19 protein-coding genes and 2 pseudogenes are annotated in these 20,935 nt (G+C 42.3%); 13 read left to right on the top strand and 8 right to left on the bottom strand.

The window, feature by feature from the left end; all coding sequences use genetic code 11:
* Nucleotides 1-267: 267 nt before the first annotated feature.
* A complete protein-coding gene (locus tag Q0541_RS27815; RefSeq protein ID WP_298918882.1) occupies nucleotides 268-2,532 on the bottom strand; it encodes a M48 family metalloprotease in 2,265 nt (754 codons plus the stop codon).
* A 372-nt stretch (nucleotides 2,533-2,904) separates the two neighbouring features.
* Nucleotides 2,905-4,554: a peptide chain release factor 3 gene (gene prfC, locus Q0541_RS27810; protein ID WP_298918879.1), complete on the bottom strand. Its 1,650-nt coding sequence runs from the start codon at nucleotides 4,552-4,554 to the stop codon at nucleotides 2,905-2,907.
* Between the two features lie 124 nt (nucleotides 4,555-4,678).
* Here prfC and Q0541_RS27805 point away from each other — a divergent pair, with 124 nt between their 5' ends.
* The 3 genes from Q0541_RS27805 (at nucleotide 4,679) to Q0541_RS27795 (ending at nucleotide 7,144) form a co-directional block, all read left to right on the top strand.
* Nucleotides 4,679-5,038 (top strand): DUF4870 domain-containing protein, encoded by a 360-nt coding sequence (locus Q0541_RS27805; protein ID WP_298918876.1) that lies wholly within the window; start codon nucleotides 4,679-4,681, stop codon nucleotides 5,036-5,038.
* Between the two features lie 371 nt (nucleotides 5,039-5,409).
* Entirely contained in the window at nucleotides 5,410-6,390 is a 981-nt protein-coding gene (gene hemB / locus Q0541_RS27800) for a porphobilinogen synthase (RefSeq protein ID WP_273763867.1), read from the top strand.
* Nucleotides 6,391-6,790: 400 nt separating this feature from the next.
* Nucleotides 6,791-7,144 carry a putative toxin-antitoxin system toxin component, PIN family gene (locus Q0541_RS27795; RefSeq protein ID WP_298918871.1) on the top strand — a complete coding sequence of 118 codons (354 nt, stop codon included), beginning with the start codon at nucleotides 6,791-6,793 and terminating at the stop codon, nucleotides 7,142-7,144.
* 21 nt (nucleotides 7,145-7,165) lie between these two features.
* On the opposite strand, the pseudogene Q0541_RS27790 reads toward Q0541_RS27795, so the two are convergent.
* Nucleotides 7,166-8,496 (bottom strand): annotated as a pseudogene (locus tag Q0541_RS27790) (IS701 family transposase).
* Nucleotides 8,497-8,810: 314 nt separating this feature from the next.
* On the opposite strand from Q0541_RS27790, the pseudogene Q0541_RS27785 reads away from it, so the two are divergent.
* Nucleotides 8,811-8,909: pseudogene (locus Q0541_RS27785) on the top strand (ABC transporter ATP-binding protein); the annotation flags it as partial.
* Between the two features lie 40 nt (nucleotides 8,910-8,949).
* Nucleotides 8,950-9,663, top strand: a complete 714-nt coding sequence (locus Q0541_RS27780; protein WP_298918868.1) for a Uma2 family endonuclease — start codon at nucleotides 8,950-8,952, stop codon at nucleotides 9,661-9,663.
* Nucleotides 9,664-9,677: 14 nt separating this feature from the next.
* Here Q0541_RS27780 and Q0541_RS27775 read toward each other — a convergent pair whose 3' ends face one another.
* The 3 genes from Q0541_RS27775 to glpX all read right to left on the bottom strand — a co-directional run bounded on the left by Q0541_RS27775 (nucleotide 9,678) and on the right by glpX (nucleotide 12,904).
* The gene (locus tag Q0541_RS27775) at nucleotides 9,678-10,238 is read right to left on the bottom strand and encodes a metalloregulator ArsR/SmtB family transcription factor (protein ID WP_298918865.1); all 561 of its coding nucleotides are present in this window, start codon (nucleotides 10,236-10,238) and stop codon (nucleotides 9,678-9,680) included.
* A 101-nt stretch (nucleotides 10,239-10,339) separates the two neighbouring features.
* Nucleotides 10,340-11,626 carry a glutamyl-tRNA reductase gene (locus Q0541_RS27770; protein WP_298918862.1) on the bottom strand — a complete coding sequence of 429 codons (1,287 nt, stop codon included), beginning with the start codon at nucleotides 11,624-11,626 and terminating at the stop codon, nucleotides 10,340-10,342.
* A 240-nt stretch (nucleotides 11,627-11,866) separates the two neighbouring features.
* On the bottom strand, nucleotides 11,867-12,904 hold the full coding sequence (gene glpX / locus Q0541_RS27765; RefSeq protein WP_298918859.1) for a class II fructose-bisphosphatase: 1,038 nt from the start codon (nucleotides 12,902-12,904) through the stop codon (nucleotides 11,867-11,869).
* A gap of 353 nt (nucleotides 12,905-13,257) precedes the next feature.
* Between glpX and Q0541_RS27760 the strand changes: the two genes are divergently transcribed.
* The 7 genes from Q0541_RS27760 to grxD all read left to right on the top strand — a co-directional run bounded on the left by Q0541_RS27760 (nucleotide 13,258) and on the right by grxD (nucleotide 18,079).
* Nucleotides 13,258-13,830: a DUF981 family protein gene (locus Q0541_RS27760; RefSeq protein WP_298918856.1), complete on the top strand. Its 573-nt coding sequence runs from the start codon at nucleotides 13,258-13,260 to the stop codon at nucleotides 13,828-13,830.
* A gap of 56 nt (nucleotides 13,831-13,886) precedes the next feature.
* A complete protein-coding gene (gene grxC, locus Q0541_RS27755; protein ID WP_298918853.1) occupies nucleotides 13,887-14,201 on the top strand; it encodes a glutaredoxin 3 in 315 nt (104 codons plus the stop codon).
* A 164-nt stretch (nucleotides 14,202-14,365) separates the two neighbouring features.
* A complete protein-coding gene (tadA, locus tag Q0541_RS27750; RefSeq protein ID WP_298918850.1) occupies nucleotides 14,366-14,863 on the top strand; it encodes a tRNA adenosine(34) deaminase TadA in 498 nt (165 codons plus the stop codon).
* A gap of 102 nt (nucleotides 14,864-14,965) precedes the next feature.
* Nucleotides 14,966-15,721, top strand: a complete 756-nt coding sequence (locus Q0541_RS27745) for a 1-acyl-sn-glycerol-3-phosphate acyltransferase (RefSeq protein WP_298918847.1) — start codon at nucleotides 14,966-14,968, stop codon at nucleotides 15,719-15,721.
* 841 nt (nucleotides 15,722-16,562) lie between these two features.
* Nucleotides 16,563-17,171: a hypothetical protein gene (locus Q0541_RS27740; RefSeq protein WP_298918844.1), complete on the top strand. Its 609-nt coding sequence runs from the start codon at nucleotides 16,563-16,565 to the stop codon at nucleotides 17,169-17,171.
* A 237-nt stretch (nucleotides 17,172-17,408) separates the two neighbouring features.
* A complete protein-coding gene (locus Q0541_RS27735; protein WP_298918841.1) occupies nucleotides 17,409-17,666 on the top strand; it encodes a BolA family protein in 258 nt (85 codons plus the stop codon).
* An 89-nt stretch (nucleotides 17,667-17,755) separates the two neighbouring features.
* On the top strand, nucleotides 17,756-18,079 hold the full coding sequence (gene grxD / locus Q0541_RS27730; RefSeq protein ID WP_298918833.1) for a Grx4 family monothiol glutaredoxin: 324 nt from the start codon (nucleotides 17,756-17,758) through the stop codon (nucleotides 18,077-18,079).
* 346 nt (nucleotides 18,080-18,425) lie between these two features.
* On the opposite strand, the gene Q0541_RS27725 is transcribed toward grxD, so the two are convergent.
* Nucleotides 18,426-18,674 carry a DUF6761 family protein gene (locus Q0541_RS27725; RefSeq protein WP_298918830.1) on the bottom strand — a complete coding sequence of 83 codons (249 nt, stop codon included), beginning with the start codon at nucleotides 18,672-18,674 and terminating at the stop codon, nucleotides 18,426-18,428.
* 581 nt (nucleotides 18,675-19,255) lie between these two features.
* Here Q0541_RS27725 and Q0541_RS27720 point away from each other — a divergent pair.
* Complete coding sequence (locus Q0541_RS27720; protein WP_298918827.1) at nucleotides 19,256-20,029, top strand: response regulator transcription factor; 774 nt, start codon at nucleotides 19,256-19,258, stop codon at nucleotides 20,027-20,029.
* Nucleotides 20,030-20,115: 86 nt separating this feature from the next.
* Here Q0541_RS27720 and Q0541_RS27715 read toward each other — a convergent pair whose 3' ends face one another.
* Nucleotides 20,116-20,889, bottom strand: coding sequence for an ATP-binding cassette domain-containing protein (locus Q0541_RS27715; RefSeq protein ID WP_298918930.1), 774 nt, complete (start codon nucleotides 20,887-20,889; stop codon nucleotides 20,116-20,118).
* Nucleotides 20,890-20,935: the final 46 nt, after the last annotated feature.

Genomic DNA, 20,935 nt, shown 5'->3' with positions numbered 1-20,935 from the left:
ATAACATAAAACCCATTTTTTTATTTAAGGGAGAATATTTTGAAACAAAAACCAGCCAGTGGCTGGTTAATTTCCTGCTGTGTTGGGAGGATAAAAAGGTATGGAGTGGGGGAAAAGCATCCGAGTTCATAACTAAGCTGTAATGCTGAGTTATGTCGGTTGCTATTGTTTGTGTAAATAAATGTAACACTTTTCCAGAAAACCTGCAATTTTTGTTTACATTTCGGTTTGTCCTTTGTCAGTTGTTTATTTTCTTCTGACCAATGACTAACCACTGAGAAAAACGTATGCGCCCCAAGCCTGTGCTGCAACTGCCAAAAAAATAGACCAAATGGGATGAGGGCTATGAATAGTTTTACCACTTTGAGTTTCCAGAGTTTGGATATCGATCCAAGGTGTTGCTCCTCGTCGGAACCAACCTGTGACGATAATTTGCCGACCGATCAGATCCTGGTGATTGACTGACTGTCCTAGCCAAGAAACGTGGTGTAATTTCACTAAACCTGCACTGGATTGGAGAATTAAATCTTGCGCTAGGGAGTTGCTAGTGCCTTGACGACCTAATAGTTTACCCACAATCCGCACGCTGATACTGTCAATCGGTAAGGCACAAGGGTCAGCTAACAGGTTGGGTAGGCAGTCAGTTTGCACAGTGGCAGGTTTAATATCGGGGAAGAAAGAATTAATCCGCATCACTGTACCGATGCTAAAACCAATTAGAAGGCAGCCTGTAATGAAAGACCAATCTTCATATATCCACTTTAGATTTAAAAACTTAAGTGCGAATGCTAGTTGCCACGTTAGCCAGACCAAAGCTGCAAACACAACCCCTAGAGGAATTCCTAACCAGGGAGCGATTTGTAATAAGAAAGACTGACGCTTAACCTTTGATGGTTCACTAGGAAAATGTAGTTCGGTGTCTAGATGCCAGTGACGGGCTATTTGGCAGAGGCGTTCGATGCGATCGCCCATCAGCGGATGGCTATTGTTAATTGTAAACCATTGGCGATAGGGATTGGCAGTATCCCACTTCAAAAAGGATTCAAAAGATAGATTGCTGGCAATAGTGCCCAAAGACAGGCTTTGTTGGTGACTCACTGGTGTCAAGAGATTTAAGCTTTCCAGTTGCCAACTGGTGTGTTCTTGTTTTTCGATATCAGCTGCAATTCCAATGGCAATTTTAAGTAAGGCGCGAATCAGGGCATTGGGATTACCAGTAATTTCAGCGGCGACGCGATCACTATAATAAAGCCGCAACCGCGACAACCATAATGCAGTCCCAGTCAGCAAACACCAAACTCCATAAATTAGACTAGCCAGAATTGTCACCGGCCAGCGCCAAATTTTCCCTGATATTTTGTCTCCCCACTGCGACATTTGCTGATATAGCTTATGAGTTGGTAGTGTCACCAGCAGCAACAAAGACATCACAGCAAAATCCCAATGAGCAATATGCCCTAGCTGCGTGGCGTAGATAGTGGCAATTTCATCATCTGCCAGTTGCTGTAATAGCCCTTGACTGACAACAATCCTGGCATTACGTGGTAAACTACCATAGGTCAGGATAATTGGTGCAGCCATTGGTAAAATCCGCAGTTTGGGTAACGGCCAGTGCCGCTGTTGGCAACAACGTTGTAGCACCCGAACGGCTTCGCGGCTATGGGCATTCAATACATCCTTGGGAAATTCTCGCTGACCATACAAGTTCGCCAGTAGCAGATCCAGCAACCAAGGTGATACTCCGATCAAAATCACCAATACTACTAGCAACAATTGAGTAGGGTCGCGGTATAAAAGCTGTACAGGCTCCACATAGGGCAGTTTGACTAAAGTTAGGTTGATGAATCCCATTGCTAACTTGAGGATTTCTCGCATTACCCAAAACAGGGCGATGAATGTTCCTGCTGCCAGCAACCGCAAGGGTATTAATTTCGGTTTACGTAGGGGTTGCCATGCTCTGGCGCGTTGGGCTTGCCGCCAATAAATAACGCCGAATAATTTGGCTTGGGTGCGGGTTACAGAACCCATGAAACCGTTTAGGGGTGCAGTTGGTGGAGGTAGTGGTGTCGCTACTGTAGCTTTGAGTCTACCTAGTGCCACCATTGGCGGGGTGTCGTCACTCTTGGTTTCGATTACTTGATCTTCTGGCTTTTCCTCAAATGTAGAAGTTACCGGGGGGGTAACTGGAGGAGAATCTGGGGTTGAATTCTCAAAGGCAACAAATCCAGTTTCGACATTTTTTGATTCTTGATCAGGTTTTTTACGTTTTGTCAGGTGTTCGAGAGCGCGTGTTGCCCACTCTTGAACTTGCGGATTGTTACTCTCAATGAGATTCTGGGAAATAGCGATCGCTTTGGGAACTTCGCCACAGCGAGCATAAGCCATCACTAAACCAACCTGGGCTTGTAAGCTAGCAGTCGCATGATTTTGGCTGCTAGCAATAGGTTCTAGTTGAGCGATCGCTGTTTGATAATTTCCCTGCTTGAGGGCAACTAAACCAGCCTCCAAAGACGATTTGGCATGTGAAGGCATACAAATTCTGGCACTCCAATCTCTTCTAAGTGATCCACGTTTGTGCAAAAGCGCGAACCTCGGATGCCGTGGAACTCAACCGCGCCAAGTTTTACTTGTCAACCAATTTTGAATTTTGGATTTTGGATTGACCCCGTGCCTCTTGGGTACGAGGCTTGAGGATTTTAAATTGAGCATTTTGGATTTGTTCAGTCCACTAGGGGAGCCACTGCGGTAGACGGGTTCTCCGGCATAAAGGAGGCAGTGCGCCCAAGCGGTTTCCCGACTTGTCCCTTGCGCGTCTCCCTTAAAAGAAGCAACTGCCGTCAAATGGCATTGAGACATAAACCAAAAAATCTAAAATCTAAAATCTAAAATTCGTAGTTAAGTGAATTATTCCTCCACTGGTTGTTGACTAGAAAATACTGGAGCGATGCCTACGGCGGGCTTTGCCAACGCGCTTAATTTTAACTCTGGATGGTCGCCAAGTAACTGTTGACAATTCCATTCATTCCGGAATAGCAACACTGGGCGTCCCATGCTGTCTTTAACTGTAGTGGTATTGAATATCCGTCCCACCTGTTCTAATGCTTCCCAACCACCCTCAACCCAACGGGCGACACTGTAGGGCAATAACTCTAGTAAGGTTTCTACACCATACTCGTTTTGTAAGCGAAACTGTACCACCTCGAATTGCAACTGACCCACCGCCGCCAAAATTGGATCGCGCTTGGCTTCATCAGTTGAATACATAATCTGCACAGCACCTTCTTCTCGCAATTCCGCAACGCCTTTTTGGAATTGTTTAGACTTCGAGGGGTTGGGATTCCTGAGAGTCGCAAACAGTTCCGGCGAGAAATACGGAATCCCCTCATATTCGAGCTTTTGTCCCGTGTAAATTGTATCCCCGATCGCAAAAACACCGGGATTGTTCAAACCGATCACATCGCCAGGATAAGCCACATCAATCGATTCCCGCTCTTGGGCAAAGAGTTTTTGCGGGCGAGACAGACGGATGAGTTTACCAATGCGGGCGTGATTCACCATCATATCTTTTTCAAACTTACCAGTGCATACCCGGATAAATGCGACGCGATCGCGGTGCTTCGGGTCCATATTCGCTTGTAGTTTGAAGACAAACCCCGAAAACTCCGGGTATGTAGGAGGAACTTCGCCAACACTGCTGTAGTGAGAACCGGGTTTAAGGGCATAGTCGAGGAAGTACTTGAGGAATAACTCTACCCCGAAGTTAGTCATGGCGCTACCAAAGAACACTGGCGTCATTTTGCCTTGGTGTACCAACTGCAAATCTAGCTCTGGTCCAACTCCTTCTAACAGTTCTAAATCATTTTTCAGTTGGTAGTAGAGGTCTTGTTCTAGCTGCTCTTCTATTCTCGGATCACCTAATTCTATGATCGTATCACGGGCTTCTCGGCTGCCGTGGGCGCTGCGTTCAAACAGATGAATTTGTTGCTTGTGTCGATCAAAAACACCTTTAAAGCGATCGCCCATACCAATCGGCCAGTTTACTGCATAGGTTTGCAATCCCAATTCTTGTTCAATTTCATCCAACAGTTCTAGAGGTTCCCTTCCTGGACGGTCGAGCTTGTTGATAAATGTAAAGATCGGGATACCCCGCAACTTACAAACTTCAAACAATTTGCGGGTTTGGGTTTCCAAACCTTTTGCCGCATCAACCAACATCACTGCATTATCGGCGGCGGCAAGGGTACGATAAGTATCTTCACTGAAGTCTTGGTGTCCAGGGGTGTCTAATAAATTGATTTGACAGTCCTGATATTCAAATTGCAACACTGTGGAGGTAATGGAAATGCCCCGTTGTTGTTCCATTGCCATCCAGTCAGAGGTCGCCTTACGCTGTGCCCGTCGCGCTTTGACCGCGCCAGCTTCATGAATTGCACCTCCGTACAGGAGTAGCTTTTCTGTTAGTGTAGTTTTACCTGCATCCGGGTGAGATATAATCGCAAAGTTGCGGCGAAGTTCAACCGCTTGAAGAAGTTCAGACTGAAGTTCAATTGACATAACTGTATTTGTTTGTAACTTAACTTAATTTTTTTCGACTCTGGCAAGTCTTTTAATCTTAAGACAACGATGCTCGTGATAGGGTCGTAATATAATCAACAAGCTAACTAAATAGGAGAAAGGAATGTACGACACAGACAAGCGAAAGCTTCTATCTGCCTTGTCTCATGGAGCGATTTTTTTCAGCACAACGTTGGTATCTGTAGGTATACCTATTGCCATATTGCTGGTATCTGATGATCCTGTTGTTAAAGAAAACGCCAAAGAATCCATCAATTTCCACTTTAATGTCTGGTTTTATGGAGCAATTCTGGCAGTACTGTTTTTTCTATTCGGTTGGTTGGTGTTACCTCTATTATTGCTGGGGCCACTAGCCGGTCTGGGATATCTATTGCACTGGGGATTAACAATTTGGGCGCTCGTCGGAGTTTTCAGCAATCCTGATATACCCTTCCGTTATCCCTACATTTTCCGATTTATTTAGCAGAAATTAACATTGGGCATTGGCCAAACAGGGCATGGGGCATTGGTAATTGTGAGTTATTTTCTATTAAGCTGTTGTGCCTTGAGTTTGCTCTAGACCAGATAGCCAGGATTTTTACCAACAGAGGGTCTTACCATTTTGAATGCGTGAATTTTGAATGCGTGAATTGCTTAGTATGTTGTTTTTTTTCTAGTCCGTCGGATAAATGCAAGCAAGCTGTAAAATACAAAATTGCCCCACAGCTTGATTAAGAGTAGGGCAAAAGACAGTTAAGCACTGTTTGTAGTCTGTCTGACGGCAGGAAAGTTTTAGCCTGCTTTTGTGACGCTTTGTTTTGTGTCCATTTGCGTTGTTTTTCATCATAAAATTTTATGTTTCCTATACATCGCCCCCGTCGTCTGCGTACCCATCCCCAACTGCGCCGGATGGTTCGTGAAACTGTTTTGACAACAAGCGATTTAATTTACCCACTATTTGCCGTACCAGGTGAGGGAATCGCTAATGAAGTGAAATCGATGCCCGGAGTCTACCAACTTTCGGTAGATAAAATTGTCGAAGAAGCAAAAGAAGTTTACGACTTAGGAATTCCTTCGATTATTCTATTTGGTATTCCAGCTGATAAAGATGTGGATGCCACTGGCGCTTGGCATGATTGCGGTATCGTCCAAAAAGCAGCGACGGCGGTAAAAGCAGCAGTGCCAGATTTGATTGTAATTGCTGATACTTGTTTGTGTGAGTACACCAGTCATGGTCATTGTGGTTATCTGCAAGTTGGTGATTTAACAGGACGAGTTTTAAATGACCCAACTCTGGAATTGTTGAAGAAAACAGCAGTTTCTCAAGCGAAAGCCGGTGCCGATATCATCGCGCCTTCGGGAATGATGGATGGCTTCGTCCAGGCAATTCGTGTGGGTTTGGATGAAGCCGGATTTCAAGATACGCCGATTTTGTCTTATGCTGCTAAGTATGCGTCGGGTTATTATGGCCCATTTCGGGATGCAGCAGACTCGACACCGCAATTTGGGGACAGAAGAACTTATCAAATGGACCCAGGTAACGCCAGGGAAGCAATTAAAGAGATTGAATTGGATATCGCTGAAGGTGCTGATATGCTCATGGTTAAGCCAGCTTTGGCATACATGGACATTATCTGGCGGGTGAAGGAAGCGAGTAACTTGCCAGTTGCAGCTTACAATGTTTCTGGTGAGTATGCGATGGTGAAAGCTGCGGCTCTCAACGGTTGGATTGATGAGGAGCGGGTGGTTATGGAAACTTTAACTGGGTTTAAACGGGCTGGCGCAGACTTGATTTTGACTTATCATGCCAAAGATGCGGCGCGATGGTTAAAGTAAGGTGGGCGATTGAAGGGTAAGAATTTAATGAATCTCACGCAAAGGCGCGAAGGCGCAAAGTTTTTTTCTGTGTTTTGGTGTCTGGGCGTGAGATTGTTGTATTTTGGCTAGTATTGAAACAACTCTGTCATTAATCGAACTATTATGGATTTTGTGATCAAAGTAATGCCAAAAGGTGAAATAGAACTGCCAGATGAAATAAAAGCACAACTTCGTCCTGGCGATGAATATCAGGTTTTCTGATACAAAACTCTATTGTTTTAAAAAAAATACAGAAAGAGTTAGACATAAAAGAATGGTTTCGCCGAATTGAGGAATTAGGCCCTGACCCCAATCAACCTACTCTTGAAGAAATTGGCAAGATAGTAAAGGAAGTGCGACGGGAAAAAACGTTTAAAGAGTGAGGGTTGTACTGGATACCAATGTCTGGGTTTCAGGATGGTTATGGGGAGGTATTCCCGGACAGCTAATAATCATGGCAGCAAATCAACAAATTACCATCTTTGCTTCTGAAGATTTATTGAGTGAACTAGAAAGCTCATTGGCAAGAAGTAAGCTTCAGTCTAAAATCCAGTTTCTAGGAGCAACGGTGCAGATTTTAGTTTCTAGGACACGACAATTAGTACAATTAAGTCCAGTTACTCCTGTAGATGTACCACAATTGCGTGACCAAGATGATGTGAAAATTATCGCTGTGGCTTTAGCTGCTAATGCTGATTTTATTGTATCCCTCTTCTGTCACTCTCCGGAGTAAGCAAGTAGTAAATAAGCTAAATCATCCAGAAGCATAAGAGGGTTTAAATTGATTCATTGCAGCAATTAAATGATTGAATCCCAGCAATAAATGTGAATTAGGGAAAATACTTAACCAGGGATAAATTAACCAAAATAATAATAGTGGTTGAATAATGAGACGCAGATTATTTAAAGTATTTTTCCATCCAGATTTATGGTTCCATTGCGGATGATTAGAAAAATCCACATTACTATTTTCTTGTACCTCAGTTTCAAGTGGAGGAGATTGATTTAAGCTTAAGAAGACTGGAGAATTTAAACTAATCATCGTGTAAACACAAAAAATAATCTTCCACCACCTCTCAATATGTTGGAAATTAGTAAAACGGTAATCTGTCCAACCTAGTTCCTGTTTACACTGTCGAAACCCATATTCTACCCAGGTTCTTAATCCATATAAGTCACCTAAGATTTTCTTGAGATTACCTTGCAGATTCGTCATCACGAAGGAGGTAGAATTTTCCGGCATGGTCTCTGGCTCAGTAGTTATTTCCCAGTAAGTTATGGCTCTTTTTTTACCATAAATTATTTCCCTAATATATCTTATCTCCGATTTTTGATTGCTAAATATTCTCTCAAATTTACACCACTTATTTGCCCTAACGCTTTGTCCTGCTGGTAGCCAGACTCCATGATTACTTCTAATCGACACCACATAACCTAAGTTATATTCAGCTAGTTTTTTAATAAATTGGCTACTTTCACCATATAAACTATCAGCCAGTACTAATTCAATATTGAACCCTGATTCAATTAGCTCTGTAATAATTTCTGATGCTAATTATATTTTACTTTTATATTTATCTTCTTCTTTTAGCGTCCCTTTTGGTTTGAATATTTTTACACTTAAAGGAAAAGTTATATTAGAGTAAAGTCCATAAGCATTGACTGCAAACGTTTCCATTATCTATTTTTCCCACGCTTCCTAAATATTGTCTAGCACTTGCCCCAGTTTTTTTACCTTTTTTTCTATCTCCGGTTTCATCTATTACTACTGTAATTGCCTGACCCTTCAATGCAATCTTTACGTTTATTTAATCTTCGTTGTTCTAATTCATCTACTGACCAATTTGAATTCGCTAGAAAATGATGTAATGACTGGGCTGAGTTTATACTTACTACCTTCGCTATCTCTGGTAATGATTTTCTTTTTATCGTTGATACGATTCCCAAGTGTAAATATTTGAAGCACTCATAATTTCTTACTTCCTTGAATAGGTCTTTATACTCTGCACAATATTCATCTATGATGGCAACTGTTGGGTGAGCATCTCTTGCTAAATGTTTCAGGATTTGTAACTCTACATCCATTGCTCCACTTACCTTTCAGGGTTTTCTTTTTTTCTTCTTTTATTCAGAATACCCGGAAAGTGACAGAAGAGGGATAAAGTTGCAGACTCATGTTTTAGTTCAGTAAATGACCATTGACTTTCCGCAGTTTTTAGATACTGCATCACATGATAGTGATATTGGTCAATTAAAATATATTCCTTTTTAGAAAATGGTGAGATTTTAACTATACCAGAACTTTTTCCCGGTTGGGAATTGCCCGTTACTGAATTGTGGCCTCCTATCTTCACCGAGGAAGAAACACAAATTTAGTGAAGAACTTTGGTAGCTACTCGCTAAACAATTCCAAGCTAATTTTGTTGGATAAATCAGCCGCTGGGGTGAATCCGAGACTAATTGATCATATTTGCGATCGCATTATCACTTGGAACCGTCCTAAACTATGAGAAAGCCCAAGAGTGGAGGCGTAACATTATGGTAATCACTCCCAACACCGCATCTGAGGTCATCTACCCCGAAAGCGACGGACAACCAATGGCGGATAATACCAAGCAATTTCGCTGGATAGTAACTATTAAAGAAAATTTAGAAATTTTATTTGCATCGCAATCAGATGTATTCATTGCTGGAGATTTATTTTGGTATCCAGTTGAAGGCAATCCTAACATCAAACAAGCACCTGATACTTTGATAGTGTTTGGTAGACCCAAGGTAGATAGGGGTTCTTACAAGCAATTTGAAGAAGAGAACATTCCGCCACAGGTGGTATTTGAAATATTATCTCCTGGTAATACAACTAAAGAAATGGCAAAGAAACTCCTGTTTTATCAACGCTATGGAGTTGAAGAATATTATATTTACGACCCAGACCGAAATGAATTAACTGGGTTTGTGCGCTCAGAAGATTGGTTGCAAGAAATTAACCAGATTCATGGGTGGATAAGTCCCCGTCTGGGAATCCGCTTTGAACTTACTCCACAAACTCTAGAAATATATCGCCTTGATGGATATAAATTTCTTACACCCGTTGAGCTTGACCAAATACGTACACAAGAACGCCAACGTGCTGAACAAGAACGTCAAGCCAAAGAAATAGCTCTCCAACAACTGGAGGAAGAACGCCAACGATATCAAGATTTATTGACACGACTGCAAGAACGGGGAATTAACCCAGAACAACTCTTGTGAAACATCTTTCATATCTATGTTGTCCGCCAATAAACCCCATTCTCTCGCTGCATTAACTGGGAAGCAATCAGCTCTCGTCGTAGGGTAGCGCAATCAGGATGGTAGCGTTTGAGAATGTCATTTACCAGGCGTTCAGGGTAGTTTACTCCCACTTCAAACTGGTTTGCTAACCACTTGAGAATAACTAGACGCTTTTTGCGGCTAGCGGGGATTTCTTTGAGACATTCGCCCTCAAAATAGTTTTTCAATACTTTGCTTTCCCAAGCCTCAGTATCCACATCCTCAATCAAAGATCCTATTTTCTCAAGTGTGAAAATTTCCTTACTGATGCTTTGCAAAGCCTCGCTATCCAATTGGTACAGACGGCTATTACCCTCAGGGCGCACAGTTACCAAATTTAGCTCCTTAAGTTTCGCTAAATGATGGGATATCGTCGGTTCCTTGAGTTGCAGTAGCACCGCCAATTCTTCGACGCTACACTCCTGATTCGCCAAAATACCTACAATCTTCAAACGACTATCGTCTGCTAATGCCTTGAAAAAGCGCAATAAGATGTTAAATTGCTCTGGTTGCATAACTCACTTTTAATTAGACATCTATCTAATTAGAAGTATATCTAATTAAAAAGCTCAGATCCCCAACTTCGTAAAAGTTGTCGGGGATTTTGTTGTTCAGTTTAACTAAACTGCTCCCCTGCATCCAGGTTGAACAGCATTTGCAGAGTTTGCATACAGTGCCGTCTAGCTTCAACATCTTGCTGCGATCGCAACTGTACCATCGGGTCATGTAAAATTTTATTGACAATTCCCCGTGTTAATGCTTCAATCACTTCTTGATGTTTTTCAGCGAATTCGGAACCTAATCTCGACAAAGCTTTTTCTAATTCTTGTTCACGGATGGTTTCGATTTTATTCCGCAGACAGCTAATAGTGGTAACAGTTTCTAGACTACGCCACCAAATATCAAAGGCTTCCACTTCTTCTTCTAAAAGTCGCTCTGCTTCCTGTGCAATCTTCCGACGGCTTTCGTAGTTTTGTGCTACTACTGCCTTCAAATCATCCACATTAAACGCCTGCACATTTGCCAGTTCATTCACATCCGCATGAACATTACGCGGCACAGAAATATCAAATAACATCAGAGAGCGCTGAACTTCTAAAACCATTTCCAATTTCGCTCGGTCAAGTATCGGCTCTGTTGCCGAAGTACTTGTAAACACTAAATCGCTATCGGCAATTACTGCCATCATTTCCGATAGTGGATGAATTTGGATAGGTTGTTGAGGGAACTGCTTCGCTAATTCTTGGGCACGTTCACGAGAGCGATTTACAATACTAATTTGCACAGCACCTTTAGAAAGTAGGTGTTGCACGAGCAGCCGCGACATTTTACCAGCACCCAGAATTACTACTCGACAAGCAGCAAAATTTGCCACTTTTATCTGCGCTAATTCTACAGCTGCCGAACTAATAGAGACAGCGCCAGTACCAATACTAGTTTCAGTGCGAACCCGCTTACCAGCTGTCAACGCTTGTTTAAATAATCGATTCAAAATGGTTTTTATACCGTTATATTGCTGCCCCAGTTTGTGAGTAGTCTTCACCTGAGCCAGAATTTGACCTTCTCCAAGTACCAGACTATCTAAACCACCCGCTACTCGCATGACATGCATTACTGCATCACCATGCAGCAGCATAAACAGGTGTCGTCGCAGAGAAAGCGCGGGCAATTTGCTGTATTCTGCAAGAAACTGAGTTACTTCTCGAATACCTTGGTCTGCTTCACTGGTAACAATGTAGATTTCTAAACGGTTACAAGTGCTAAGAATTGCAACTTCATCAATATGGGGATAGCTGACCAGATGAGCGATCGCACTTTCAATTTGTGGTTCTGGAATGCTTAGTTTTTCCCGGACTTCTACTGGGGCTGTTTTATGGCTTAACCCCACCACTGCTATATTCATTTGCTAAATCGTAGTTACTAATTGGTAGTTGGCAATCGGGCATTGAGTGAGAAATAGGGAATGGGAAATTTTTGTTTATTGGTTGATAGTTTTTCCAATCAATAAACAATAACTAATCACTAAATACTAACTACTAACTAGTGTAAGGATGAAGCATTTGGGTGAATATTTTTCCGTTTTATAGAAAGATTTATTTCCAAATGCTTTATCTTTACTTTTACATTCCCCATTCCCTAAAAATTAGTTCAGTTGGAGAACTTTTGGTTCACCAAACAAGTGAATTGTGTCAACAAATCGAGCAGTTTTCGACTGGTTGGAAATAACCAAGCTTTGAGTTCTCGCCCCGTCCTTGAAGAAACGTACACCTTGCATGAGATTACCACTGGTAATGCCGCTAGCAGCAAACAGAATAGTTTTACCAGATGCTAGTTCATGAGCATCATAGACCTTATCGGGGTCATTGATATTCATAGACTTTAAGCGATCAAGGTTAGCTTCTTTGCTTTCTCCAATCAGACCTGTTTTTACGACTGCTGGATCGTAAATCAGTTGACCTTGGAAGTGTCCGCCCAAAGCACGCATTGCTGCTGCCGAGATTACACCTTCAGGAGCCGCACCGATACCCATCAGTGCGTGGATATTAGTTCCAGCAAAACCACAGCTTATAGCTGCACCCACATCACCATCTGAAATTAGGGCGACTCTCGCTCCAGCCTCACGGATTTCTTTAATTAAATCGTTATGGCGTTCGCGCTTCATGACTACTACTACAAGTTCATCAATACCCCGGTCTAAAACCTCAGAGAGAATCTTCAGGTTTTCCGTGGCTGACTTGTTGATGTCTACCTTGCCCTTAGCTGCGGGAGGTGCTGCTAACTTCTTCATGTAAAAGTCAGGAGCAGCAAATAATCCACCCTTTTCAGAAATCGCCAACACAGCCATCGAACCAGGTTGTCCATAAGCTACCAAGTTCGTACCTTCACAGGGGTCAACGGCGATGTCAATTTCAATTAGTTCATCGGGGTTACAGAGAGCTTCGGCATTTGGTTGAGTACAAATACCAACTTCTTCCCCGATGTATAACATCGGCGCGTCGTCGCGTTCACCTTCCCCAATCACAATGCGACCGCGCATATAGATTTTATTCATCCGCTCCCGCATAGCTTCCACTGCTACTTGGTCAGCAATGTTTTTTTCGCCTTTACCCATCCACTTTGCGGATGCGATCGCGGCTTGCTCTACTACTTCAATAATCTCTAACCCAAGTGTATTTTCCACAGAGTTTGCCCTCTCAGCTGCTTGAATTTACGTCGTTTTATGTAGCTATTTCAGTCTTCAAGTCTACCAAAGGGCGGATACACGTGGAAGAAAGTTAAGTTTTACTTCTAACTTGTTAGAAAAGTACCATTTAAGACATCCTGCTTTTTCATTTATCCTACTCCAGTATAAAACGTGTTCAAAATTAACTAAATCAAGAACTGGTACAAATTTGTAGCAGTGTATATCTAAAACATTTTTTTCTTCTGTATCTCTCTTCAGGTATAAAATAATAAAGAAAAAAGCTAGTGAATTCATTAAAAACTTAAAAATGAGGCGCAGAGTAAAGAGCTTGTCAAATTAAGGGGTGAATCGTGTTTATCGACTACATCACACTAATGTTGATCAATATGGTAGCTGGGTTATTTCTACTGGCTTACTATGTATATAGTGGTATAGATAGTTCTAATCAAAGACAGTGGATTCCTGGGTTTGGAATTACGGGTGCGATCGCCCTAACAACTGGTTTACACATGAGCCTCACCTGGCCAGTAATCGGTAGCTTTAATATTGCCTTCGGTGAAACAAGTGTCTTATTTGGAATCTTGTTTATTGCAGCTGCGATCGCCCTTGCTCAAGGTTGGGATTTATTCACAATAGCAATTTACGGGTTCTTTGCTGGTGTAGTTGCGATCGTAGTGGGTATCCGCATCATCAACTTGAATTTGACAAAGCAACCGCTTTTATCGGGAATCGGCTTTATTTTAACTGGATTAGGTGGTATTTTTGCAGCCCCAACTCTCTATTGGAAAACCAACCGAACTTGGCGGTTAATTGGCGTAGCTGTGCTGATAGTAGCCGCTCTAATTTGGGCATTGACTGGATATTTGGCTTACTGGAGTCATTTAGAGGGTTTCCAAAAGTGGGTTCCAGCCCCAAGGCAGTAGGCAATGCCAGCAATGATCTAGGCTAGAGATATAGTTAAAATCTTGCTTAAGAAAATATGCTGGACTTTCTTAATCCTCTCTTAAATCGCCATCCAGAGCGAGTCAAAGCCAACGTCGAACTTTACACATGGCAAACTTGTCCTTACTGCATTCGTGCCAAAATGCTGCTGTGGTGGAAAGGTGTAAATTTTACTGAATATAAAATCGACGGCGACGAAGCAGCCAGAGCTAAAATGGCAGAACGCGCTAACGGACGCCGTAGTGTACCGCAAATTTTTATCAATAACCAGCACATTGGCGGCTGTGATGACCTCTATCAACTAGACACACAAAGTCAACTAGATTCCCTTCTAGCCCAGTCCGTTATTTAAAAATAGGATTAGCCCCCAACGCTTGCCTTGGTGATGCTATGTTGGGCAATTTTTGATTTTGAGAAGACTGCGCTGGTTCCCCAACGCAGTGCCTCCTCCTTTTAAGAGAGAGGAATGGAAGTGAGGTCAGAATATTAAGTTGCACATCACCTATTGATAAGAATATGCTAACTAAGTATACGGAATATCTTATACATCAACAATGGATGAGTTATGCACTAGAATTAGCAAAAGCAGCAGGTAATGCAGGTGAAATCCCTGTCGGTGCTGTTATCATTGATCCAGCTGGCAAATTGCTGGCACAAGGAGAAAACAGAAAAGAGCGCGACAAAGATCCTACCGCTCATGCGGAAATTCTCGCTCTGAAGACAGCTGCAATAACTTTAAAAAATTGGCATCTTAATGAATGCACCCTTTACGTAACTCTCGAACCTTGCCCGATGTGTGCAGGTGCTATTCTGCAAGCACGTCTAGGATTGCTTGTATATGGAGTAGACGATACAAAAACTGGCGCAATTCGTACAGTTATTAACATACCCGATAGCGCTGCTTCTAATCACCGTCTCCAAATAATCGGAGGCATTCTAGAGTCAGCTTGTCGTCAGCAATTACAGGCTTGGTTTGCCACTAGGCGGCGTAGGGTAAACTACGGACAGAGGTAAAACTGTCCATCTAGTAGGACACAACTCACGCAAGAGAATCTACGGTGTAACTAATCAATTTTTCGTTAAATTTTTACCCGTCAATCAGCTGCATCCGTCATCATGGAATTTTACTCTTCATCCGAAACCTGTCAGCGCCCACCAGCAAATTCTGAGGTGGCTGGTACTACCTCAAGGGTTTCTCCTTGGTTAAGTCCTCTGGCATATTTATTAGGGCGTCACTGCCTATTACCATTATTCTTTGGGCAAATTAGAATAACCGGACAAAAAAATATCCCTACAACTGGGCCTGTGATCCTCGCGCCTACCCATCGGGCGCGTTGGGATGCATTACTTGTACCCTACGCTACGGCTGATTGTCTGAAAGAACAAGACTTGCGGTTCATGGTGACTATTGACGAATGCCAAGGTTTGCAAGGCTGGTTTGTCCGACGTTTGGGGGGGTTTCCTGTAAATTCTAAGCATCCGTCAATCCGCACGCTGCGACATGGAGTTGAGCTACTTCAACAGAAAAAAACCCTGGTCATCTTTCCAGAAGGTAACATTTTTCGTGATGGCCAAGTTCACCAGTTGAAGCCGGGAATTGCTCGTCTTGCTTTAAGTGCTGAATCTAGTGATTCCGGGCTGGGAGTGAAAATCATACCTATAGGCATTAATTACAGCCAACCTTATCCAAATTGGGGTACAGATGTGAGTATTCACATTGGCTCCCCAATCAGAGTAGCGGATTACATGCATGGCTCTATAAAACAAGATGCCAAAAACATGACTGCTGATTTAGCAAAGGCACTGCAACAATTAAGCCATCAAGAAACAAAAATCACTAATCACGCATTTGCAGAAATTACTAATTCTTAATCTAGTCAAAAGTCCCAAGACTAGCTCTTAACCATTGACCATTAACCGTACATAATTCAGAAACTGTACGTTTTCAAAATTTGGCACTAATTGCTAACTGCTATATCCATCCTGAAGAAATCACAAAAGATTAGTGGTATTTTGCAACCTTTGAGGATGTACACATATATAGATTACCTTTTTTTGACAGGATATTCAGCCAAATTGGCATTTTTTTAAGCAAACAGCTAATAATTGTCTGCACACTGAATTGGTTGATAAGAAATATTCTTACTATTTGGTCAGACAGTTAAATGAAAGTCTTTAGATTTTACTTGATTTTGTAAACATGACTGTTAAAAACAAAATTTTGGGAAGCGCGGACTAGGGACATCGCCATATTTAAGTGGTTTGGTGCGATGCCTATGGCGGGCTACGCCTTTGTGAATTAGTTCAAGCAGTGCTTTGGGAAGATTTTTCTGCCAAATATCCCAGTTAACCTAAGATAATTATTGGCGAGGAAAGTCGGTAGTCAGACAGATGCTGAAGCAGTCTAAATTCTTTTCTCAAATCAACTGCTTCGTCACCGCCTTGTGAAACTACTCCCAAGCTGCTTGCCAGTAAACCGATGATTGAAAAATCAAAGGAATTAACACGTTAACGCAGTCCAGTGTTGGTATCACTGATTACGACGATTTAAGTTAATTACTATACAAGGGTAATGGGAACTCTATTAAACCGATTTTCAGTCCTAAATCAGAGATACTTAGGATGTGTCTTTGCTTTGTCCAAGGCCAAAACAGAGTTAAGATACCCGAAGTTTCCATAACTTTTTTATATAGTTGTCGCACTAATTGATCCCATGAACACTGCTGCCGCTGTTACCTTGATGCACCGTACTGTTTTATCAGTTATAGCAGTCCTCAGCCTGCTATCACCTGTGAATGCTCAGGTATCACAGTCACCAGGCACTACCAGCCAACCACAACCCATTGACCCCAATGATCCCAATAACCTTCGCCCCATAACCCAAAGTAGCAGCCTTTTGAGCATTGAAGGGGGCGATCGCCTCATGAAAGAGGCAGAAAAAGCCGTTTCTGCTCAAAACTACCCCTTAGCTGCTAAGAAACTGCTAGAAGCACGACAGGTTTATAATCAGCTATCTAATTTTTATCAAGAGTTAAACGCTAGCTTTTCGGGAATTGACAATAGAGTTTCTGATTCTCAGCGTCAAAAAGCTCTAGTAACAGCCCAAAAGCGAGATGAAGCGACCTTTCAGCTAGCATTGGTACATCGGGCACAAAATCAGCCAGAATTAGCTGTACCGTTGTTGATTCAAATAATTAAAAGTCAAAATCCGACGCGGGATTTAGGCAAGAAAGCCTATAAGCAGTTGTTTGAATTAGGTTTTGTAGATTCTCCCTATCCCAGAGAAAGTAGTGGTTCATCTTCCCCACCCCCAAAAAAATAAATTAAATTGGCGTTGCCTGTTTTTCCTCATCTCCCCCATCTTTCACATCCTGCTCTCCCTGAGCAGCACCTTGGAACGCCTCAGTGCTAAGATAGGATTATCTGCCGTTTGACCCAGCGTTCTCAAAAATATACCTCAGAGGCAGTTTATCCCCAGCTGTGCTAAAACCTGAACTTGGCACAGGCATTTGCTCTATATCTGTTAATAATAGAAAAGTAAGTTTTTTCAGGAATAGCGATGATTAGTCCGCAGCAGGTTGAGGCAATGATCAAGGCGGAACTGCCAGACGCCCAGGTTCAGGTGCAAGACTTGACTGGTGGCGGTGACCACTATCAGGTAACAGTAGTTTCATCGCACTTTGCAGGTAAGGGACTCGTGCAGCAGCACCAGTTAGTTTATGGTGCTTTGGGGCAAGCTATGTCAACTGAAGCGATTCATGCCTTGGCAGTAAAAACATATACTCCCGAAACTTGGCAAGCAATACCAGCTTCGTAAACATAGAGTTAGGAATTAGGAGTTAGGAGTTATGAATTTTTAACTTCTCACTCGTCATCGTTGAATGCAACATAGGAAACACAAATACCATGACGCCAGAACTCAAAGAGAAAATTGATAACTTGCTACAACAGAACAAGATTTTAGTTTTCATGAAGGGAAACAAGTTAATGCCCCAATGTGGTTTCTCCAACAACGTTGTGCAGATTCTCAATACCTTGGGAGTTCCCTTCGAGACAGTTGATGTTCTATCAGACTCTGAAATCCGTCAAGGAATTAAAGAATACTCTAACTGGCCGACAATTCCCCAAGTGTATATCAATGGTGAATTCCTTGGCGGTTCTGACATCTTGATTGAACTGTACCAAAAAGGTGAATTGCAGGAAAAGGTAGAAGTAGCACTAGCCTCGTAATTTTACGCAAACCAGAGGGTATGCTGCTGAATTTGCACTTCGCAATCAAGGCAATGTGCCGTTTTTAATGTCCTTGAAAGGGGAGATACTATTTCTCTCCCCTTTCAAGGGTTTTTTAATAGGTTTTTTACAAAAATACTTGATCTATCTTGGAATTGATTTCAGAGCTAGTCAAAAATCCCCTCAGTCGAATTGGCAAGACCAAGTTTAGGACTGAGGGGATGCGTTTTCTCAATACAATATCTCCAAAATCTCACACCACAGCAACCCATTGACGAATACAGATAATATGCTATAATTATCTGCGGTAATTAACGGTTACTATCAATGGCCAGGTAAATGGTACTTAGTAGTAATCGGGTAGTGGCTGTGGTTGCGGCACTACAAAATTTGATCCATCGTACAAGTAGCGGCTGGCTTCCTCTTCTAAGCGATGAATCAGAAAAGGTTCAATGATGTTGCCATGTCGCAGTGCGGCTAGATATCCATCCAAATACATCCGCATATCATCCGTGCGATAACCGCGATTCCATAACTCGACGAAGGCGTCGGTGAGTCTTTGGTAATAGCGGATGGTTTGTGTGTCTTGGAGCATAACTGCTGTATTAATCTCTTTGGAATGAGAATTGTAAATTATTCACGCTCAAATGTGAACTGTAATTTCACTTGGGCATCAACTCAAAGTCAACACATCTACTTTGGGCAGTACCCTCATAGCAGCTACAAGCTACTTTAATCCTATTCCAGAAAACATCGATTCTGGTTATCTGCTAAGTTATTTTTCTGATTTTCACACTTAACAGCCCAATTATATTGGTGTTATGTTCGTGGATGTGGTCACTAAATTTTTGCGAAAAAATCTTCCACCATCAGGTTAAAAAGCTGTTGTAGTAACGGCTAGCTGTTTGGGTTATAGATATTTGCCACATTCCACCCATCTGAAAGCAGAATATTAAGCTAAAAGAACTTTTAATAAATTTTATAACACTTTTGATAAACTTAATAAAAATTTAATAATATTTCTAATTGCCTTTTGACAAGGCATAAATTAAAGATATTGCCACGCTTTTTATGAGGAAATGTAAAGCTAATAGCAATTGAAGTAACAAAGGCTACAAAACCTTAGAGATGGGCTTGTTACTTTGAAAGGCATCGACGCTAAGGGATCTTGCCACCGTGGGTTCGGTTTGTATAGAAATCATTGAGGGGAATCCCCATCTGAGGTCGTTGTTGGGTTGGCACTTGCAACAACTGGAATACCGTGTCCATCAAGCTGCCAGTATTTATCAAGCAAGGGAAGTATTTTTAAGCCATCAACCAACACTGGTAGTCTTGGATGCAGACCTGCCTGATGGTGACGGGATTGAGTTTTGTCGTTGGTTGCATCGTCAGCAGCAACCTCTTATTTTAATGCTATCTGCCCGTAATAGTGAAGGTGATATCGTCGCAGGTTTAAAGGCGGGTGCGGATGATTATCTGAGCAAACCTTTTGGGATGCAAGAGTTTTTGGCACGGGTAGAGGCACTGATTCGCCGGAAGCGTACACCTAGTGCACCAGCTTATTTGGATTATGGCACTTTGCAAATCGATTTAGTTCAGCGCCGCGTCCGCTTCCAGGGGGAGTTCATCGACTTAACGCCCCAAGAATTCAGTTTGCTGTACGTTTTGGCACAAGCTGGGGGAGTGCCTTTGAGTAGGTCGGAATTGCTGCGTCGTGCTTGGCCTGACGCTATCGATAACCCTCGGACCATTGATACTCACGTTTTGTCGCTGCGGAAAAAGGTTGAACTTGATCCCCGGCAACCCAACTTGATTCAAACTATCCGCAATGTAGGATACCGTTTTAACATGGAAATTTTGAATATCAATATTTCACAGTCACAAACAACAAAGTTAGCTAGAGAGAGATTTAGTAATCAACGTTCAACACTTACTAGTAGTCAAGTGTGAATGGGCCAAACAGGGCAAACAGGGCATTGGGGTGAGGGGGAGCAAGAAAACGACTCCTGATTCCTGTTTCCTGACTCATCCAAAATTTAAAATCCAAAATAGTCTTGAGCTTTTGCTTTAATTAAGCTTTCTCGTAATTCAACCCAGTTTATCTCAGAAACTCTTTGATTTGCGAATAAATGACCTTGTTGCAGGTGTAATAACCGAGTGCAAAACATTTGGGTTAGTTCCAGTTGGTGATTTACCATCAGAATCGTGGTTTGATGAGTTTGACTAAACTGGGTTAAGACTTGCATTAGATGAGAGGCTGTACCAGCATCTAGGGCAGAGGTTGGCTCGTCTAATAATAATATTTTAGGCTGGATGACTAAGGCACGAGCGATCGCTATTAGTTGTCGTTGTCCAGCAGAAAGTTGTACCTCTGTTCGCCCTAACCATTCACTGGGAATGTGCAATTGTTCTATCCAGTGATTGACTCGTTGCTGAATTGTCTGTTTGGGTAAACCACGCAAAACTAAAGGATAAGCCAAAGCTTGCTGAACTGTCATCCCCAACAGCTTGGATTCTTGCAATACAAGTACAAGTATCTGGCGTAGCTGAATGACAGGAATTTGGCGATATTCTTGATTTTCTAGATACAGTTTACCATTCGTGGGTTCAATTAGGCGGTTGAGGAGGTACAGTAACGAAGTTTTACCAGCGCCAACTGGGCCTACAATGGCAATGCGATCGCCCTGGAATGCTTCTAAGGAAATATCCTGCAATATAGGGTATCCCTGCTGATTACCGGGAAGTTGGGTTTTCAGCTTTGTAAACAGATTAACTTGCTCTAGCCTAAGTGTGGCTTTTGCTGTATCCAAGGGGAGTGGGGATTGGGGAACACGTGGCGCTCTCTGGGGATAAGGG

Source organism: uncultured Nostoc sp. (genome assembly GCF_937863485.1).
Taxonomy (GTDB): Bacteria; Cyanobacteriota; Cyanobacteriia; order Cyanobacteriales; family Nostocaceae; genus Nostoc.
Note: the sequence above shows the minus strand (reverse complement) of the source record. Positions and strands in the feature narration are given on the sequence as shown.

Bases quoted from the DNA above. Each gene is read 5' to 3' on its own strand.
- Q0541_RS27815 (WP_298918882.1), bottom strand. From the start codon at position 2,532: ATGCCTTCACATGCCAAATCGTCTTTGGAGGCTGGTTTAGTTGCCCTC.
- prfC (WP_298918879.1), bottom strand. From the start codon at position 4,554: ATGTCAATTGAACTTCAGTCTGAACTTCTTCAAGCGGTTGAACTTCGC.
- Q0541_RS27805 (WP_298918876.1), top strand. From the start codon at position 4,679: ATGTACGACACAGACAAGCGAAAGCTTCTATCTGCCTTGTCTCATGGA.
- hemB (WP_273763867.1), top strand. From the start codon at position 5,410: ATGTTTCCTATACATCGCCCCCGTCGTCTGCGTACCCATCCCCAACTG.
- Q0541_RS27780 (WP_298918868.1), top strand. From the start codon at position 8,950: ATGGTAATCACTCCCAACACCGCATCTGAGGTCATCTACCCCGAAAGC.
- Q0541_RS27775 (WP_298918865.1), bottom strand. From the start codon at position 10,238: ATGCAACCAGAGCAATTTAACATCTTATTGCGCTTTTTCAAGGCATTA.
- Q0541_RS27770 (WP_298918862.1), bottom strand. From the start codon at position 11,626: ATGAATATAGCAGTGGTGGGGTTAAGCCATAAAACAGCCCCAGTAGAA.
- grxC (WP_298918853.1), top strand. From the start codon at position 13,887: ATGCTGGACTTTCTTAATCCTCTCTTAAATCGCCATCCAGAGCGAGTC.
- tadA (WP_298918850.1), top strand. From the start codon at position 14,366: ATGCTAACTAAGTATACGGAATATCTTATACATCAACAATGGATGAGT.
- Q0541_RS27745 (WP_298918847.1), top strand. From the start codon at position 14,966: ATGGAATTTTACTCTTCATCCGAAACCTGTCAGCGCCCACCAGCAAAT.
- Q0541_RS27740 (WP_298918844.1), top strand. From the start codon at position 16,563: ATGAACACTGCTGCCGCTGTTACCTTGATGCACCGTACTGTTTTATCA.
- Q0541_RS27735 (WP_298918841.1), top strand. From the start codon at position 17,409: ATGATTAGTCCGCAGCAGGTTGAGGCAATGATCAAGGCGGAACTGCCA.
- grxD (WP_298918833.1), top strand. From the start codon at position 17,756: ATGACGCCAGAACTCAAAGAGAAAATTGATAACTTGCTACAACAGAAC.
- Q0541_RS27725 (WP_298918830.1), bottom strand. From the start codon at position 18,674: ATGCTCCAAGACACACAAACCATCCGCTATTACCAAAGACTCACCGAC.